Origin of the sequence: Flavobacterium marginilacus, from assembly GCF_026870155.1 — a bacterium.
In the GTDB taxonomy this organism is placed as follows: Bacteria; Bacteroidota; Bacteroidia; order Flavobacteriales; family Flavobacteriaceae; genus Flavobacterium; species Flavobacterium marginilacus.
This window is the reverse complement of sequence record NZ_CP113975.1, coordinates 2022642-2040728: the sequence shown is the minus strand read 5'-3', so window position 1 is coordinate 2040728 and position 18087 is coordinate 2022642. Positions and strand designations below refer to the sequence as shown.

13 protein-coding genes and 3 tRNA genes are annotated in these 18087 nt (G+C 33.4%); 6 read left to right on the top strand and 10 right to left on the bottom strand.

Features of this window, described 5'->3' with window-relative positions; translation table 11 throughout:
• Positions 1–184: 184 nt before the first annotated feature.
• From OZP07_RS08695 to tnpA, 4 genes are all read right to left on the bottom strand, one after another.
• Positions 185–814, bottom strand: coding sequence for a ChbG/HpnK family deacetylase (locus OZP07_RS08695; RefSeq protein WP_281638011.1), 630 nt, complete (start codon positions 812–814; stop codon positions 185–187).
• A gap of 10 nt (positions 815–824) precedes the next feature.
• Positions 825–1967 carry an aldo/keto reductase gene (locus OZP07_RS08690; protein ID WP_281638010.1) on the bottom strand — a complete coding sequence of 381 codons (1143 nt, stop codon included), beginning with the start codon at positions 1965–1967 and terminating at the stop codon, positions 825–827.
• 128 nt (positions 1968–2095) lie between these two features.
• On the bottom strand, positions 2096–2968 hold the full coding sequence (locus OZP07_RS08685) for a helix-turn-helix domain-containing protein (RefSeq protein ID WP_281638009.1): 873 nt from the start codon (positions 2966–2968) through the stop codon (positions 2096–2098).
• 186 nt (positions 2969–3154) lie between these two features.
• Entirely contained in the window at positions 3155–3610 is a 456-nt protein-coding gene (gene tnpA, locus OZP07_RS08680; protein WP_194644296.1) for an IS200/IS605 family transposase, read from the bottom strand.
• A gap of 449 nt (positions 3611–4059) precedes the next feature.
• Between tnpA and OZP07_RS08675 the strand changes: the two genes are divergently transcribed.
• Positions 4060–4407: an ISAon1 family transposase N-terminal region protein gene (locus OZP07_RS08675; protein ID WP_281635552.1), complete on the top strand. Its 348-nt coding sequence runs from the start codon at positions 4060–4062 to the stop codon at positions 4405–4407.
• The gene (locus OZP07_RS08670) at positions 4400–5383 is read left to right on the top strand and encodes an ISAon1 family transposase (protein ID WP_432419563.1); all 984 of its coding nucleotides are present in this window, start codon (positions 4400–4402) and stop codon (positions 5381–5383) included. The genes OZP07_RS08675 and OZP07_RS08670 overlap by 8 nt, the downstream gene beginning before the upstream one ends.
• 135 nt (positions 5384–5518) lie before the next feature.
• Here the strand turns inward: OZP07_RS08670 and OZP07_RS08665 are convergent.
• The 3 genes from OZP07_RS08665 to OZP07_RS08655 form a co-directional block, all read right to left on the bottom strand.
• Positions 5519–5592: transfer RNA gene (locus OZP07_RS08665), tRNA-Arg, on the bottom strand.
• Positions 5593–5606: 14 nt separating this feature from the next.
• Positions 5607–5681 (bottom strand) — tRNA-Pro (locus OZP07_RS08660).
• A gap of 74 nt (positions 5682–5755) precedes the next feature.
• Positions 5756–5839 (bottom strand) — tRNA-Ser (locus tag OZP07_RS08655).
• A 439-nt stretch (positions 5840–6278) separates the two neighbouring features.
• Here OZP07_RS08655 and OZP07_RS08650 point away from each other — a divergent pair.
• Positions 6279–7463 (top strand): acetyl-CoA C-acyltransferase, encoded by a 1185-nt coding sequence (locus tag OZP07_RS08650; protein ID WP_281638008.1) that lies wholly within the window; start codon positions 6279–6281, stop codon positions 7461–7463.
• A 99-nt stretch (positions 7464–7562) separates the two neighbouring features.
• On the top strand, positions 7563–8324 hold the full coding sequence (locus OZP07_RS08645; protein WP_194641242.1) for a C40 family peptidase: 762 nt from the start codon (positions 7563–7565) through the stop codon (positions 8322–8324).
• Between the two features lie 193 nt (positions 8325–8517).
• On the opposite strand, the gene OZP07_RS08640 is transcribed toward OZP07_RS08645, so the two are convergent.
• A complete protein-coding gene (locus OZP07_RS08640; RefSeq protein ID WP_281638007.1) occupies positions 8518–9582 on the bottom strand; it encodes a tetratricopeptide repeat protein in 1065 nt (354 codons plus the stop codon).
• 594 nt (positions 9583–10176) lie between these two features.
• Between OZP07_RS08640 and OZP07_RS08635 the strand changes: the two genes are divergently transcribed.
• Positions 10177–11157, top strand: a complete 981-nt coding sequence (locus OZP07_RS08635) for an IS30 family transposase (RefSeq protein ID WP_281635297.1) — start codon at positions 10177–10179, stop codon at positions 11155–11157.
• Between the two features lie 92 nt (positions 11158–11249).
• Here the strand turns inward: OZP07_RS08635 and OZP07_RS08630 are convergent, their stop codons facing one another.
• Positions 11250–12518, bottom strand: a complete 1269-nt coding sequence (locus OZP07_RS08630; RefSeq protein ID WP_281638006.1) for a tetratricopeptide repeat protein — start codon at positions 12516–12518, stop codon at positions 11250–11252.
• A gap of 99 nt (positions 12519–12617) precedes the next feature.
• Positions 12618–15260, bottom strand: a complete 2643-nt coding sequence (gyrA, locus tag OZP07_RS08625; protein ID WP_281638005.1) for a DNA gyrase subunit A — start codon at positions 15258–15260, stop codon at positions 12618–12620.
• 263 nt (positions 15261–15523) lie between these two features.
• On the opposite strand from gyrA, the gene OZP07_RS08620 reads away from it, so the two are divergent.
• Entirely contained in the window at positions 15524–18070 is a 2547-nt protein-coding gene (locus OZP07_RS08620) for an ATP-dependent Clp protease ATP-binding subunit (protein WP_281638004.1), read from the top strand.
• Positions 18071–18087: the final 17 nt, after the last annotated feature.

Genomic DNA, 18087 nt, shown 5'->3' with positions numbered 1-18087 from the left:
TTATATTTTTTAATGTTATAATTATAGTACAAAGATACTGACAGGTAATTATGATGATGGAAACGGATTACTATTAAAAAAGAAACATTTTACTTGTTGAAAACGCTCTAATTACGAGAGCGTTTATTTGTACTATATAAAAGGAGACAAATTACATATAACAAAAAAGCCTTTATTGGATAGCCTAAATATCTTTATAGTTCGCTACTGATATATTTTTATTCACCAAATATTGATGTATTAATTTTAGTTTTTGAATATCCAGTTCCCGTTCCTTATTAAGGCTTGATTTGCTGGTAGGATCAAAAATGCCAATGTGAAATACTAATTCATATATTGAATTTGTATCTAATGTATTAAGCCTCTCCTTTATATCATCCCACTCTGAATAGGATGCAATAAAAGATTCTTTAGGACTCTTAACATTTACTGTGTTTTCAATATATTTTCTAAAATTGACTTTCTTTTGCAGACAAAATTCAGCAATGGAATTTATTTTTGTTGGATACAGCTGCCCTTTGTGAATATCTATATAATCTGGTGTTATACCAAATATCTTGACGAAATTTCCCCACTGCCTTTGATATTTTTTTATATCCACATTATCATCAATTTCCAAATGCAAACCCAAAGTGAAGTGCTGTGTTGAATATAATCTTTGGAGTCTTTCAATCTGGCTTGCTTGATCTTCAGATACTCTATCAACCATAACCGATACAGAAGATAATAAATTAAGTTGAAGCATTTTTAGCATCTGCTCATTATAGATCCTACTCAAGCCAAAATCATCTGAGGTCAAAATTAATTTCAACATAGCAAATAACTTATTGGCAAAATGTCATTTGCATAGCATTCATTCTTCCGCCGTAAACTTTCAGTTTTGCAAATTCTGTTTCCAATTCCTGAAATTCAACAGGTGTTAACTTGACATCATAAGCACCTAAGTTTTCATTCAAATGTGGGATATTCCTAGTTCCTGTAATAGAAACGATAAAAGGTTTTTTAGCCAAAAGCCAAGCCAGCGCAATCTGAGAAGCCGTTGCATTTTTGTTAGATGCAAAACGATTAAGAAGATTTACAATTGGCATATTAGCCGCTAATCCTTCGGGCGTGAAACGATCAAAAGCAGAACGCAAATCTAGTTTGGTGTCAAATGGAGTTTGTGCATTTAATTGTCCTGCCAAATATCCCATACCAAGAGGACCCCAAGGAACAAAACCAATTCCCAATTCTTCGCATAAATCTAAAACGCCATTTTTCTCCACACTTCTTTCCATAAATGAATATTCTGACTGGATAGCAGAAACTGGCTGTACCGAATGTGCCTTGCGGATAGTTTCAGTATTTGCTTCCGATAAACCAAAATGCAGTACTTTTCCAGATGTGATTAAATCCTTTACCGCACCTGCAACATCTTCAATTGGAACATTTGGGTCAACACGGTGTTGGTACAAAAGGTCGATTCTATCGGTTCTAAGACGTTTCAAACATTCTTCAACTACTTTTTTGATGTGTTCAGGTCTACTGTTTAAAGTGATATTTGGTGCACCGATTTCAAAACCAAATTTAGTAGCAATAGAAACTTTATCCCTAAATGGAGCTAATGCTTCGCCTACCAATTTTTCGTTTGTATAAGGGCCGTAAACTTCGGCAGTATCAAAAAAGGTAACACCGCTTTCATACGCTTTGCGAAGTGTTTTGATGCCTTCTTCTATTTTTGCAGGCGCACCATAATTGGCACTGATACTCATACAGCCTGCTCCTAAAGCTGAAACTTTTAGCTTTCCAAGATTTCTTGTAGTCATTTTTTCCTTTTTATTATTGTGTTGTTCCTTAATTTCAATATTGCCGGAAGATGCAGTCATCAAGCTTGGTGTAAGCATTAAACCTGCTCCGGCAATTGCTGTTTGCTGAAAGAATTTCCGTCTTGAATTTTCAGAGCTGTTGAGAGTATTATCGTTTTTCATTTTATGTTTTTTTTTAAAATTGCTCAACAAATTTACACTTGTAAAAAACAATCAACGGAAACGGATTACCTATAAAAAAGATACAAATTACTTATAATAAAAAAACGCCTCTTGTAAAGGCGTTTTAATTAGTGTTGAAGCTTTTGGGTAAGCTGTAATCTATAGTCTTTGGGGCTAAATCCTGCTAGTTTTTTAAAGAATTTTGAAAAATAATTGGGATATTCAAAACCTAATTCATAAGCAATTTCGGTGGTATTCATTTCCTTGTTTTGCTCCAGTAGTTCCTTCGCTCTTTTAATAACAAATTCGTGGATATTCTCCAGAGCTGATTTTTTCGTAAAATGTTTTAGGATATCTCCCAAATAATTTGCCGTTAATCCTAATTTATCCGCAAAATACTGAACGTTTGGAAGCTGTTTTACAGGCTTATTATAGTAGTCAATCAAACTTTGCTGAAAATCTGTAACAACGCGATTGTATTGTTTGGGATTAGTGGAAAACTGCCTTTTATAAAAAGCTTCAACCAAAGATACAAGTACATTGACATACGAAAGTAAAACCCCAAAATGTTTTATCTCACTTTCATAATATTTAATCATTAATTTAAAGACTGCGGTCACTTCTTCGACTTCATCATCGGTTAAATATAACGCTTCATGTTGTCCATAATCTAAATAAGTTTTGAATAAAAACCTGTTTTCATCAATGATTTTTTTCGAGAGCTGTAAATACATTCCAGTGTAAGTTGGTTCCGCATCCCAACCAGGTTCGATAATTAAATCGGGGGTATTAAAAAACACTGCAGAAACAGGGTCAACATCCGGAGTTGATTTTCTTTTATATTTTATTTTGATTGAAATCCTGTAAAAATCTACAACAACGGGCTCAGAACTCAAAATTATTTTTGGTGGATCATAATAACCTACATCAATATCGTTATCTAATGGTAGTTCCATACCCATAGACTGATTATATGATTTAAAATCCTTGAATATTTTCATTTAGTAAAATTGAAATTTAAGTATAAAAGAATGGTCTTAGACTTCAAATTTATGAATTTTTAAATCCCATTACTACATAAAGATGCGTTTTTCATCATTAAAAAGGATTGGCTAAATATTATGCGCAGAAAATATTATAGTGCATAAAAAATGAATTACCCCGAGGCAGAGCCTCGAGGTATCGCATTACTCAAAAGACAACCGTAGCTGATTTTTGTTAAACGATTTGTAAACAGTCTTTTCTTCTCCTTGATTTTGAATGTATTTCTGAATCACATTCTCATTACCATACTGACCAACCGTATTTACATAATATCCACTCGTCCAAAAATTACCTCCCCATAACTTACTTTTAACTTCTGGATGTAAACGAAAGAGCTCTTTTGCTGTAATACTTTTTACTGTCCTGACAATAATTTCAACAGAAATCTTTGGCACGCTTTGTATCAAAAAATGTACATGATTTTCATCTGCTCCTATCTCAACAAAATGAATTTCATATCGTTCCGAAATATTTCTACAAACTTCTACCAAACTCAGTTCTACATCCTCCGATAAAACATTTCTTCGATATTTTATCGGACAAACCAAATGATAAAGCAACAAGCTTTTATTATGCCGTTTGAAAATATGTTCACTCATCAAACAAATATACTAATCTTTGCGCATCACCCCGAGGCAGAGCCTCGAGGAATTCTTTTGATTAAAAAGATATCTAAAAATGGATCTTAACTTTTCAAGTGCTCATAAAATGAGAAAATAGTGGTTCGAACTTCGTACCTAAAAAATGTCTTTTTTAGACCTTTTTTTTATAAAAGCTATCAATATTTGGCTACTTCAATCCTTTTTAATATGATACCGATAAATAAGACACTGAAAAAACAAACACTTGAAATGATTCGAATCCATTAAGGTCATCGAGAAAGGATTTCGAACCAATTGCAGAAAAAAGCATTACTTATGCCACTAAAAACCTGCATTTATAAGGCTTTCAGCGTTATTCAATCCATGGACAAATTACGGATCAAGAACAAAGTCTGGGGAGGAAATGTCGAAAAAAAATTAGAAATTTGTCGCTCTAACAATTTGTAATGACTTCTATAGACCTTTTGAAATTTATGCTGCCTGATTTTTTAGTTGACCACTTTGAGGTAGTTTCTGCTAATGAAACTCAGGAGATATTACACCTATACTTTGAGGAAAAAGCCAAAGCCCCTAAAGAGTTTGATACACTTGAATTAGTATCAAAGGGATTTGTGGATGAAATTACCATTCAGGATTTCCCTCTACGAGGTAAGTTTGTGTATTTACATATCAAAAGACGTCGTTGGACTAATAAAACCAATGGAGAAATCCTTAAAAGAGATTGGACCTTAGTTGCTAAAGGAACCCGCATGACTCAAGAGTTTGCGGCTTTTTTAAAAGAAATCAATAGATAACAGCGCCACCGACTGCCATACCATCGGAAGGTTTTTCGGGGTCAACGGAAAAAAACTTCAAAGACAGTATAAAAAACACCTGAGCTCCTTTAATACCTGGGCTCCACGAGAACATGCCCATCAGTGGATTCTTTACCCTGAAAACATAGGTACACACTTATCGATTGATGAAGTAGCTTTGTCTCAGGGAGAGCTTTACACCATTGTAACCAACAAGAAGTTCAAAGGCAAACAAGGTTGCTTAGTGGCTATTATTGCTGGAACAAAGGCAGATCAAGTCATAGAACACATCAGTAAGATTGATTATAAAAAAAGAAGTGGTGTTCAAGAGATAACACTGGACATGGCTAATTCTATGAAACTGATCTCCAAAAAATGCTTCCCAAAAGCAATACAGGTCACTGACAGATTCCATGTTCAAAAATTAGCATTAGAAGCCATGCAAGAAATCAGAATCAAACATCGCTGGGAAGCTATGGATCTTGAGAATCAATTGATAATGCAAGCCAAAAAAGAGAATAAAACATTTATACAGGAGCTCTTGCCTAATGGAGATTCCTTAAAACAGCTTTTGGCAAGAAGCAGATATGTACTTTATAAATCTCGCGAAAAATGGACTGAGCACCAAAATGAGAGAGCGCAATTGTTATTTGAATTATATCCAGATATAAAGAAAGCTTACGGTTTGAGTCAACAACTTCGAGGTATTTACAATAACAACAACGACAAGCACGTTGCGATGACAAAACTAGCACATTGGTACAGGAATGTAGAAGAATCAGGGTTTAAAAACTTTAATATATTACTCAATACGGTAACTATTAACTATCAGACAATTTTAAACTACTTTGATAACAGGAGTACCAATGCTTCTGCAGAATCTTTTAATGCCAAAATAAAAGCATTTAGAAGTCAGTTTAGAGGTGTAAGAAAGATAGATTTCTTTCTATTCAGATTATCTAATATTTTTGCCTAATCCCCAACTTTTGCACCTGATCCCTTAAATCACGATTAATATGGAAGAATTGCAGAAAAAGCAAGAATAAATTCAAAAATTCAAATTTTAATCATGTAAAAACAAAAAACCCACTCAAATTGAGGGGGTTCACTGTGAACGCAGAAGGATTCGAACCTTCGACCGCCTGCTTAGAAGGCAGGTGCTCTATCCAGCTGAGCTATGCGTCCATTATTTTAATCTGTCGGGGTGGCAGGATTCGAACCTGCGGCCTCCTGCTCCCAAAGCAGGCGCGATAACCGGGCTACGCTACACCCCGAAAAAAACTGAATCTATTTGTCAAAATGTTCTAAACATTGAATCTTGCTATGATTCTTAATTACAAATAAATTGCGGAGAGACAGGGACTCGAACCCTGGCGACGGTTACCCGTCGACAGATTAGCAATCTGCTCCATTACCGCTCTGGCACCTCTCCAAAACCTCAGGAAACGTGTCCTGTTTTGCGGTTGCAAACTTAAGACATGTTTACGTTTCTCACAACTATTTCTGCATATTTTTTTATTTTTTTTTAGCTTTTCACCTAAATAACTTCACAATCAAAGATATAGCAAACAATAAAAAAACAAAAAAATCTCACCTCCCTAAACAGTTTAGACAAAACTTTAATTTTAGAAGCAAAATATTAGATTTAAAAGAAAAACACAATAGAAAATTTTATAGCATGGCCTAAAAAATCATATACCGCTTGCAAATTACAATAAATCCAAAACAAACAGTCACTTATTTAATTTTTTATATAAAAACAAATCACAAAACACAATTTCATTAAATATATGCTAATATAAACCAGATTAAAATTTTAATATTATAAAAAAGAGGTTAAATTTGCTATACAAATCAACATAATAATAAACATGAGTAAAAGAGTTGTTATTGTTTCTGCTGTTAGAACACCTATCGGCAGTTTTATGGGAGGATTATCTACTGTAACTGCACCAAAATTAGGAGCAGCCGCTATAAAAGGAGCATTAGACAAAATAGAATTAGACCCAAATTTAGTGGACGAAGTTTTCATGGGCAATGTTATTCAAGCCGGCATAGGCCAAGCTCCTGCCCGTCAAGCTGCAATTTACGCAGGACTTCCCAATGAAGTGGCCTGCACCACAGTAAACAAAGTTTGTGCATCAGGAATGAAAGCAGTTATGTTAGGTGCACAAGCAATTCAATGCGGCGATGCAGAGGTTGTAATTGCCGGAGGCATGGAAAACATGAGCTTAATCCCTCATTATATGCATTTGAGAAGCGGAACAAAATTTGGTCCAAATACAATGATAGACGGCTTACAAAAAGACGGACTAACAGACGCCTATGACAATAATGCCATGGGGGTTTCTGCTGACCTTTGTGCATCAGAATACAAGATTACAAGAGAAGAGCAAGATAATTTTGCTATTCAATCATATGAGCGTTCTGCAAAAGCATGGAGCGAAGGTAAATTCAGCAACGAAATCACACCCGTAGCTGTTCCTCAAAGAAAAGGTGAACCAATTATCATTTCGAAAGATGAAGAATTTACTAATGTTACATTAGAAAAAATTCCAACTCTAAATGCTGTATTTACAAAAGACGGAACTGTAACAGCCGCAAATGCATCAACTATTAATGACGGTGCTGCAGCTATCATATTAATGAGTGAAGAAAAAGCAGCTTCATTAGGTTTAAAACCATTAGCATTTATAAAAGGATATGCCGATGCTGCTCAAGAACCAAAATGGTTCACAACAAGCCCTGCAAAAGCACTTCCTAAAGCTTTGGCAAAAGCCAATCTAACTTTAGACGAAATTGATTATTTCGAATTCAATGAAGCTTTTTCAGTAGTTGGATTAGCAAACTCAAAAATACTTGGATTAGACAATGAAAAAGTAAACATTAACGGAGGTGCAGTTTCACTAGGACATCCGCTTGGCTGTTCCGGAACGCGTATTATCGTTACTTTATTAAATATTTTAGAACAAAATAATGCAAAATATGGCGCGGCAGCTATTTGTAATGGTGGCGGCGGTGCATCTGCTTTAATTATAGAAAGAAATATTTCATAAGCATCCAAATAATAGAAAATAATTAAATAATACGAATTGAAAATCACTATTTTTACAGTCATTTTTGATTCGTATTTATTTTTAAACTAATTTATATAAATGTTTGGAATTTGTAATCTAGCCATGATTCCACTTCGGGCTGAAGCCAGTGATAAAAGTGAAATTGTTTCCCAAATTCTATTTGGAGAGCATTTTGAAGTTTTGGAACAATACAAACAATGGAGTCACATTAAAACACAATTTGACCATTACGAAGGCTGGATAGATACAAAACAATTTCAAATAATTACCGAATCAAACTATACACAGCTTTCTTCAGATGCCATAATTTTGAATGCTGATCTCATAGAGTATATCCTAGCTCCATCTAATTTATTAATTCCAATACCGCTTGGATCTTCTTTATCATTTTTAAATTATCCAGAAATAAATAAAAACAATTTTGATTTTGAAGGCACAAAAACAAGTGGCACAAAACCCAAAAACAGCATCCTCACTACTGCCTTTATGTATTTGAATGCACCTTATTTATGGGGCGGAAAAACTCCTTTTGGAATTGATTGTTCAGGATTTACACAAATGACATACAAACTTAATGGCTATAAATTACTGAGAGATGCATCGCAGCAAGCAACTCAAGGGGAAGCTTTAAGTTTTATAGAAGAAAGCGAACCTGGTGATTTAGCTTTTTTTGACAACGACGAAGGTAACATTACACATGTCGGAATCATAATGGAAAACAATTATATTATCCATGCAAGCGGAAAAGTACGAATTGACCGCTTAGACCATTTAGGAATTTACAATGCCGAAAACAACAAACACACCCATAAACTTAGAGTAATTAAAAAAATAATTTAGACAAATTACTCCACACCTTCATAGCCGCATTTTTTTCAAACATATCCTAAAGTTCTTTCTGACTTATAAACTCTTTAAACTGATCCAAATAAAAAACCATTACTCAATGAAATATTCTAATATTCATCGAATAATGGCTTTAAATTGATATTTTTTTTTCTAGAAAACTCTAAAAAAACCTATCATTTACACTCTACATTGTTGCTTTAAGAGCATTATATTCATTAGTCATATCTAACGAGCGGTAAACACTTAACAAAGATTTAATAACATCTTGGTTTTTTGGATCAATAGACAATGCTTTCTGTAAATATGGTATTGCACTTTTAACCAAATTATCTTTTTTAATTTTTAATTGGTCATATTGCTCCATTTCTTTTGGTGTATTACCAAGAGCTGACATTTGATCAACATATACTTTTTTTGATTCCAATTTACCATAAGCTAAATTGATATAAGCATCTATGTATTTAGGATCTAATTCCACTACTTTATTATAACAGATTTCAGATTTCTCAAAATCATTTTTTGACAAATAAATATAAGCCAGATTCTTGTTGATCTCTAATCTTTTTGAAGGAGAAAATTCATCTCTAGGCTTTTCATAAAGAGCCGCTAGAATTCCTGAATCTCTAGCCCCTGCAGAAACAAACGCATCCTCCTCTTTAGTCTTTTTATTTGTTGCGTAATAAATTATTCTTTTTCCAGAATAATTTATTTTTCTTAATTCCTCGTAATACTTTATAGAAGATTCATAATCCTTAGCCACCATAGAGGCCGCAGCCGCATTAAATAAATTCAAAGTATCTCTTTTATCAAACAAATAAACTTTATAGCTCTTTTCGGCACTTTCTTTATACTTTCCATTTTTAAAATCATCTACAGCACCATTAACCAACTTAGATTTCATCTCCTTTAATGCAGTATTAGCCTGCAAAGTAAATTTATACTTTCCCCCTTCATTTTCAGCCTTAATCAATTCCTGATAAGCTTCAGAAGCTAATGCAAAATTATTAGCAGGATCAATATTTTTTGCTGCTAAATCCTTCAATACATTTCCTTTCAAAAAATAAAAATCAGACTTATCTTCATCATTTGCATTAACAATAAGATATTCTGTCTTTTTTAGAATTCCTAGCGCGTCTTGAGATTTACCGCTCGCAAAAACAGATTGAGCTTCTTTTATTTGTCCTTTTTGGGCATTAACACAAACATTTATCAATAACACCATTGATAGTATTACAAATTTTCTTTTCATTAGGTTAGGTTTAAGATTATTATAGATTTTGGTTTTTTAGATTTAAAAAGTAATAAATCATTTCTAAACTGAAATTGACATTACAGAAATAACAATTATTTAAATCCAAATTTTAGCTGATAGAGGGTATCAATTATGAAACGTAGTTTTTTATCATACTTTACAATTATTAAGATTAAACATTCACATTATTTAAAACTTTTGCAATTCAGAAAAATTTATTTTTTTTAACAATATATAATTTACAACGTTTTTTTTATTGCATTTTTTTATCGAATTTTTAATTTGCCTCTAAAATAAAATTAAAAATTGATAACACAAGTATTTTTTAAACAATTTTTTAAATTAATTATAACGATTTCGTAAACATAATAAAAAATTTATTTTTAAATCTTTATTTTTATTTATTAAACGCTTATTCATCATAAAAACATGAAATAAATTTAACACAAATCACTTATCACACCTTAGATTCAAGTAATAAATGCAACGTGAAAAAAAACTCTAGTGTTATTCTTTTGACCTAGGTCAAAAGAATAACACTAGAGTTGGCGAAAAAATCATCATATCTTTGGGTTGCAACACTCAAAATAGATGGCACATTTAACGTTAGAACAAAGATACAAAATAGAAGTATATAGAAATGCCGGTATCAGTATTTCCGAAATTGCTGAATTGGTAGATAAAAACAAATCAGTTATTTCTCGAGAAATAAAACGTAATTCTGATCAAAGAAGTGGTGTTTATAAAGCTGTTTTGGCGGATAAAAAAGCTTTAAACAGGCATAAGGTTAAGATCAAAAAATGCACTTTAACCTCAGAAGTTGAAGCAAATATTTTGTTTTATTTAAAGCAAGATTACAGTCCTGAACAAATTGTTGGCAGAGCAAAAATTGACAAAAGAGCAATGGTTTCTAAAGAAAGAATCTATCAATATATTTGGGAAAATAAACGCAAAGGAGGACTCTTATATAAACATCTTAGGACCAAGGGTAAAAAGTATAAAAAAAGAGGACATTTAAAGGATAAAAGAGGACTTATTATTGGTAGGGTCGATATTAGCGAGCGTCCAAAGATTGTAGAAAAGAAAAGTAGATTGGGCGATTTAGAGATTGATTTGGTCATTGGTAAGAATCACAAAGGAGCGTTACTAACTATCAATGACAGAGCCTCTGGAATACTTTTTATGGGAAAAGTAGAAAGCAAAGAAGCTAGTGCAATACAGCAGAAAACAATTGAATTATTGAAAGATTGGAAACCAATAATCAAGACCATTACTTCGGATAATGGAAAGGAATTTGCCAATCATCGGGCCATTGCAGAAGATTTAGATATCGATTATTATTTTGCCAAACCCTACCATAGCTGGGAACGAGGAGCCAATGAAAATTTAAACGGATTAATAAGACAATATTTTCCTAAAAAATCTAACTTTGAAAACATCGAAGAACAACAAATAAAAACAGTAGTTAATACATTAAACAACAGACCCAGAAAAAGATTTGGCTATAAAACACCTAATGAAATTTTCGCCGAAAAAATCAATAAATTGAATACTGTTGCATTTATATGTTGAATCCACCCACTATAAAAACAATATGTATCCCCAAAAAAAAATCCCGCTCTGATATCAGGCGGGACTTCATTCTTATTATTAGAAAACAGAGTCTACATTTTAGCTTTTAAAGCTTTGTATTCTGCAGTCATTTCTAGAGCACTATAAACATTCAGCAATGTTTTTGAAACATCTGGATTACTAGGATCCAGCTCAACCGCTTTTTGCAAGTAAGGAATAGTACTTTTAAACAAGTCTTCCCTTTTCTTTTTCAAAACATTATATTTCTTAGTGTCATCAGCAGAAGTACCTAACTTATTCATTGCATCAATGATGTTTTTTTCATCTTCTAACTTCATCGCTGCCATATTAATATAAGCATTAGTGTATTTTGGGTTTAATTCTATAACCTTATTATAAAACTTTTCAGCTTCACTTGAATTTTTTGCTTGAGCACTTATTACACCAAGATTAAATATCAAATCAACATCATTTGGATTCCTTTCTACAGCTTCAGAAATTAACTTTTTATAAGTATCCATATCTTTGGTCTCAAGATATAAATTAGCTTCAGTTAACAACAATGAACTATCTTCTGGATTCGCTTTTCTAGCATCAGAAACAGCCTTCTTAGCTTCATCAACTTTTCCTTGCTGAACATAAATCAAAGCAACATTTTTGTATATCTCACCTCTTTTAGAAGGAACATTTTCAGTTCTTGGTTTTTCATGGGTTCCCATCTTAACCATTCTATCTCTATCAGCAGCAGTATTAAAAAAATCTTCTTGATTATTTACTTTGTTAACAGCATAATAATAAGTTGCTTTTCCTGAATAATTTAAAACTTTTAATTCTTCGTAAAGTTTAAGAGCCTTGTCATATTCTTTTGCATTTACAAAAGTTGAAGCTGCATAGTAAAGATTGATTGTATCTTTTTTCTCCAACAAATAAGCCTGGTATAGTTTTTCTGCACCTTCTGCATCTTTATTAACTTTAGTATCTTCAATTGCCGCATTAACCAATTTCCCTTTAATCTGAGTAACCGAAACCACCGCTTGTGAAGAATACTTTGCTTTACCTGAAACTTTTTCAGCCTCAATTAATTCCTGATAAGCTTTTGCTGCCAAAATCAAATTCTTATCTGTATCTACTTTTTTATTAGATAAATCATAATACGCATTACCTTTTACAAATAAGAACTGTGCCTTTTCAGCATCAGGAGCATTAGCCGTTAAATATTCAGCAGCCGTCAAAGTTGCAATTGCCTCCTCAGACTTACCATCTTTTAATAATTTTTCCGCAGCTTTAATTTCATTTTTTTGAGCAAAACTCGTTACTGATAAAAATAATGCTGACGCAATTATTACATATCTACTTTTCATATTTATAGTTTTTAATTTAAATTCAAAATTAATAAGAAAAACATTGATCCTTAATGATTTTTATCATAAAGTACCAATGTTTAAAATTACTTTAATTATTTATTTGTCCTCATCAGAATCATCATCTTCATTTTCTTCCAATTCCACATCAGTCTCCTCCTCATCCTCGTCTTCATCTACTGAACCATCATCTTCAAGAACTTCTAAATCCGGCTTGACCCTTTCAATAGCAGATTCAATAACATTACCGTCTTCATCAACAACAACTTCCTCAACATCATCTTTCATAACTTTTGTAACGGCTGCAATTGAATCTTTACCTTTTAAGTTAATCAATCGAACTCCTTGCGTAGCACGTCCCATTACACGTAAATCTTCAATAGCCATTCTTATTGTTAATCCAGATTTATTGATAATCATCAAATCATCAGCATCAGTAACAGCATTAATAGAAATTAGTTTCCCAGTTTTTTCAGTAATATTAAGTGTTTTCACACCTTTACCTCCACGGTTTGTAATTCTGTAAACATCTTCACCGTCTTCGTCAACTAATTTGGTACGTTTTCCATAACCATTTTCAGTTACCACTAAAATCTGAGAATCATTAATATCGTTTTTATCAACAGTAACCATACCAATTACTTCATCAGTATCATCTTTTAATGTAATTCCTCGCACTCCAGAAGCTGTTCTTCCCATCGGACGTGTCTTAGTTTCCTCAAAACGAACTAATTTTCCAGATTTAACAGCCAAAATAATCTGACTTTCACCATTAGTTAACTGAGCTCCTAAAAGTTCATCACCTTCTTTTATAGTAATAGCAGCAACACCATTTACCCTTGGTTTAGAATATTTCTCTAAAGAAGTTTTCTTAACCTGACCCTGCTTAGTTACCATCACAAGATTATGACTATTGATGTAATCCTTGTCTTTTAGGTCTTGTGTACAAATGAAAGCTTTTACTTTATCATCACTTTCAATATTTACCAAGTTTTGGATAGCCCTTCCTTTTGCAGTTTTACTTCCCTCCGGAATTTCATAAACGCGCATCCAGAAACATTTTCCTTTTTGAGTAAAGAACATCATATACTGATGGTTTGTCGCCACGTACATATGCTCCAAGAAATCCTGATCTCTAGTTCCTGCACTTTTTTGACCTACTCCTCCTCTATTCTGTGTTTTATATTCGGTAAGGTTTGTACGTTTGATATAACCTGCATGAGAAATAGTAATTACCACATTTTCATCAGCAATTAAATCTTCAATACTGACATCTCCACCGGAATATTCTATCTGCGAACGTCTCTCATCTCCATATTTATCACGAATCTCAACAAGTTCTTCTTTAATTAAAGCCGTTCTTAAATTAACATCTGCTAATAAAGCTTTTAAATGCTCAATTAACTTCATTAATTCTTCAAATTCAGCTCTTAATTTGTCCTGCTCCAGACCTGTTAACTGACGCAGACGCATTTCAACAATCGCTCTTGCCTGAATATCAGACAAACTAAATCTCTCGATTAATTTATCACGGGCTTCCTCGGTATTTTTTGACCCTCTAATTAACGCAATAACTTCATCAATATTATCTGACGCAATAATTAAACCTTCTAATATATGAGCTCTTTCTTCAGCTTTACGCAATTCAAACTGTGTTCTGCGGACAACTACATCGTGACGGTGCTCAATAAAATAATGAATCATATCTTTCAGATTCAGCATTTGAGGACGTCCGTTTACTAATGCAATATTATTTACACTAAAAGAAGATTGTAACTGCGTGTATTTATATAAGGTATTCAAAACAACGTTTGGCGTTGCATCGCGTTTCAGAATATAAACGATACGCATACCATTTCTATCCGATTCGTCACGAATATTAGCAATACCTTCTATTTTTTTCTCATTTACCAAATCAGCTGTACGTTTAATCATATCAGCTTTATTGACTTGATACGGAATTTCAGTAACAATGATTGATTCTCTTCCGTCTACTTCTTCAAAGCCAACTTTGGCACGCATGACAATACGACCTCGACCCGTTTTAAAAGCTTCACGAACACCTTCATAACCATATATCACACCTCCTGTTGGAAAATCCGGAGCTTTGATATAATTCATCAATTCATCAACTTCAATATCATTATTATCAAGATACGCCAATGTACCATTGATAACTTCAGTTAAATTATGAGGAGGCATATTTGTTGCCATACCTACTGCGATTCCTGTAGCACCATTAATTAATAATGTAGGAACCCTTGTCGGCATTACTTTTGGCTCATATAAAGTATCATCAAAGTTAAGCTGGAAATCAACTGTTTCTTTTTCGATATCAGCCATGATTTCTTCCGAAATCTTTTTCATTCTAGCCTCTGTATAACGCATTGCTGCTGGACTATCACCATCTACAGATCCAAAGTTACCCTGTCCGTCAACCAATAAATAACGCATACTCCATTCTTGAGCCATACGCACCATTGCATCATAAACTGAGGTATCTCCATGAGGGTGATACTTTCCTAAAACTTCCCCGACTATTCTTGCAGATTTTTTGTGGGCAGATCTTGAAGTTACTCCTAAATCATACATTCCGTAAAGTACTCTTCGATGTACTGGTTTCAAACCGTCTCTTACATCAGGAAGGGCTCTCGAGACAATTACTGACATCGAATAATCGATGTAAGCTGATTTCATTTCATCTTCAATGTTAATTGGAATTAACTTTTCTCCGTCAGACATAAATATATTCTTAAATTAAAATTATTTTGTATTAAAAAATCCTGCTAATATAAGCTTTCTCAATATTTTTTCAGCCATAAAGCAACCATAAATTTATCCGATTTATTAACAAATTTTTATTGTCATTTAGTTAATAAATTAAGCTCCTTTTAACGGTATATTCTTCATTTTTTTTGTCAATTAGCATTAATAGATTTATAAGGTATGATTTTTGCTTTTAAACTTCATGTTTACTAAATTTACATAAAAACAAATTTAATATTATGGATGATAATTTTTCACCTAGAGTAAAAGACGTTATTACTTATAGCAAAGAAGAGGCTTTACGTCTTGGACATGACTTTATAGGTACTGAACATTTGATGCTTGGCATTCTGAGGGATGGTAATGGTAAAGCTATTCACATCCTGAACAACCTTGCTATTGATCTTGATCATTTAAGACGAAAGGTTGAGATACTAAGCCCCGCCAGCCCTAGCATTGATGTCAGTGTAGAAAAGAAAAATTTACATCTGACCCGTCAAGCCGAACGAGCTTTGAAGACAACTTTTTTGGAAGCAAAAGTTTTCCAGAGCTCCTCCATTAGCACAGCACATCTGCTGCTGTGTATCTTAAGAAATGAAAACGATCCTACAACCAAGCTGCTGAATAAACTAAAAATAGATTATGACGTAGCAAAAGAACAATACATTAATATGACTCCAAACGAAGAAGAATTTTTAGAAAACTTGCCAAAAAACGAATCATATAATGATGATTCAGGACAAGATGACAGTCTCAAAGAAGGCAGCTTTAATAATCCAGCCAATAAATCAAATAAAAAATCAAAAACTCCGGTTCTTGATAATTTTGGAAGAGATTTAACAGAAATGGCCGAGGAAGGAAAACTGGATCCTGTTGTTGGGCGTGAAAAAGAAATAGAACGTGTTTCTCAGATTTTGAGCCGACGCAAAAAAAACAACCCATTATTAATAGGTGAACCTGGTGTGGGTAAATCAGCAATTGCTGAAGGTTTGGCTTTGCGTATTATTCAAAAGAAAGTTTCCCGTATATTATTCAACAAACGAGTGGTAACTCTAGATTTGGCCAGCTTAGTTGCCGGTACAAAATATAGAGGTCAGTTTGAAGAGCGAATGAAAGCAGTTATGAATGAACTGGAAAAAAATGACGACATCATTCTTTTCATAGACGAAATTCATACTATAGTTGGCGCTGGCGGCGCTACTGGTTCGCTTGATGCCTCAAACATGTTCAAACCTGCTTTATCAAGAGGAGAAATCCAATGTATTGGAGCTACAACTCTAGACGAGTACAGACAATATATTGAGAAAGACGGAGCTCTTGAAAGACGTTTCCAAAAAGTAATTGTAGAACCTACATCCGTTGAGGAAACAATTGCTATTTTGAACAACATCAAAAACAAATATGAAGATCATCATAATGTTATTTATACTCCCGAAGCTATCGAAGCCTGTGTTAAATTAACAAACAGATACATGTCGGAACGCTTCCTGCCAGACAAAGCTATCGATGCATTGGATGAAGCCGGATCCCGAGTTCACATCACCAATATTGATGTTCCTAAGCAGATATTAGACTTAGAACGACAGTTGGAAGAAGTACGCGAATTGAAAAATCTGGTTGTTAAAAAACAAAAATATGAAGAGGCAGCTAAACTTCGTGACGACGAGAAAAAAATAGAGAAAGATTTAGCCATAGCACAAGAACAATGGGAAGAAGACTCTAAAAGCAACAGAATCGTTGTTACCGAAGACAATGTAGCTGATGTAGTTTCTATGATGACTGGCATTCCTGTAAACAGAATTGCACAGACTGAAAGCAACAAACTGGCTAAATTACCTGAACTGATTCAAGACAAAGTAATCGGGCAAAATGATGCTGTTTTAAAAATTGCGCGTTCTATTCAAAGAAATCGTGCTGGATTAAAAGATCCGAACAAACCAATTGGTTCTTTTATTTTCTTAGGACAGACAGGTGTTGGTAAAACACAGTTAGCCAAAGTTCTTGCCAAAGAATTATTTGATTCTGAAGATGCTTTGGTTCGAATTGACATGAGCGAATACATGGAGAAATTTGCAATTTCAAGATTAGTTGGAGCACCTCCAGGATACGTAGGATACGAAGAAGGCGGACAATTGACTGAAAAAGTAAGAAGAAAACCGTATTGCGTTGTATTGCTTGACGAAATTGAGAAAGCACATCCAGATGTTTTCAACATGATGCTTCAAGTATTGGATGACGGTTATTTGACTGATAGTTTAGGACGCAAAATTGATTTCAAGAATACGATAATTATCATGACTTCAAATGTTGGAGCACGTCAATTGAAAGATTTTGGACAAGGCGTTGGATTTGGTACTGCAGCAAAAATTGCTCAAGCCGATGATAACTCTAAAAGCATTATCGAAAATGCTTTGAAGAAAACTTTTGCTCCTGAATTTTTGAACAGAATTGATGATGTAATTGTATTTAATTCTTTAGAAAAAGAAGATATCAATTTAATTATCGAGATTGAATTGAGAAAGTTATACAGCCGTATCAATGAATTAGGATATCAATTGAAACTGTCTGACAAAGCCAAAACTTTTATTGCCGATAAAGGATTTGACAAACAATTTGGAGCAAGACCTTTAAAAAGAGCAATTCAGAAGTATATTGAAGATGCTCTTGCAGAAGAAATTATCACTTCAAAAATTGCTTCAGGTGACGAAATATTCATGGATATTGAAGATGGTTCTCAAGAGTTGACTATAAAAGTTCACAAAGCAGAAGAACCTACTAATCAATAATTTAAATTTAAAAAAAT

What these genes read in the sequence shown, in the direction of transcription:
- gyrA (WP_281638005.1), bottom strand. Translation starts at nt 15,260, where the DNA reads ATGTCTGACGGAGAAAAGTTAATTCCAATTAACATTGAAGATGAAATG.
- tnpA (WP_194644296.1), bottom strand. Translation starts at nt 3,610, where the DNA reads ATGAGTGAACATATTTTCAAACGGCATAATAAAAGCTTGTTGCTTTAT.
- OZP07_RS08695 (WP_281638011.1), bottom strand. Translation starts at nt 814, where the DNA reads ATGTTGAAATTAATTTTGACCTCAGATGATTTTGGCTTGAGTAGGATC.
- OZP07_RS08690 (WP_281638010.1), bottom strand. Translation starts at nt 1,967, where the DNA reads ATGAAAAACGATAATACTCTCAACAGCTCTGAAAATTCAAGACGGAAA.
- OZP07_RS08630 (WP_281638006.1), bottom strand. Translation starts at nt 12,518, where the DNA reads ATGAAAAGTAGATATGTAATAATTGCGTCAGCATTATTTTTATCAGTA.
- OZP07_RS08650 (WP_281638008.1), top strand. Translation starts at nt 6,279, where the DNA reads ATGAGTAAAAGAGTTGTTATTGTTTCTGCTGTTAGAACACCTATCGGC.
- OZP07_RS08675 (WP_281635552.1), top strand. Translation starts at nt 4,060, where the DNA reads ATGACTTCTATAGACCTTTTGAAATTTATGCTGCCTGATTTTTTAGTT.
- OZP07_RS08620 (WP_281638004.1), top strand. Translation starts at nt 15,524, where the DNA reads ATGGATGATAATTTTTCACCTAGAGTAAAAGACGTTATTACTTATAGC.
- OZP07_RS08685 (WP_281638009.1), bottom strand. Translation starts at nt 2,968, where the DNA reads ATGAAAATATTCAAGGATTTTAAATCATATAATCAGTCTATGGGTATG.
- OZP07_RS08640 (WP_281638007.1), bottom strand. Translation starts at nt 9,582, where the DNA reads ATGAAAAGAAAATTTGTAATACTATCAATGGTGTTATTGATAAATGTT.
- OZP07_RS08635 (WP_281635297.1), top strand. Translation starts at nt 10,177, where the DNA reads ATGGCACATTTAACGTTAGAACAAAGATACAAAATAGAAGTATATAGA.
- OZP07_RS08645 (WP_194641242.1), top strand. Translation starts at nt 7,563, where the DNA reads ATGTTTGGAATTTGTAATCTAGCCATGATTCCACTTCGGGCTGAAGCC.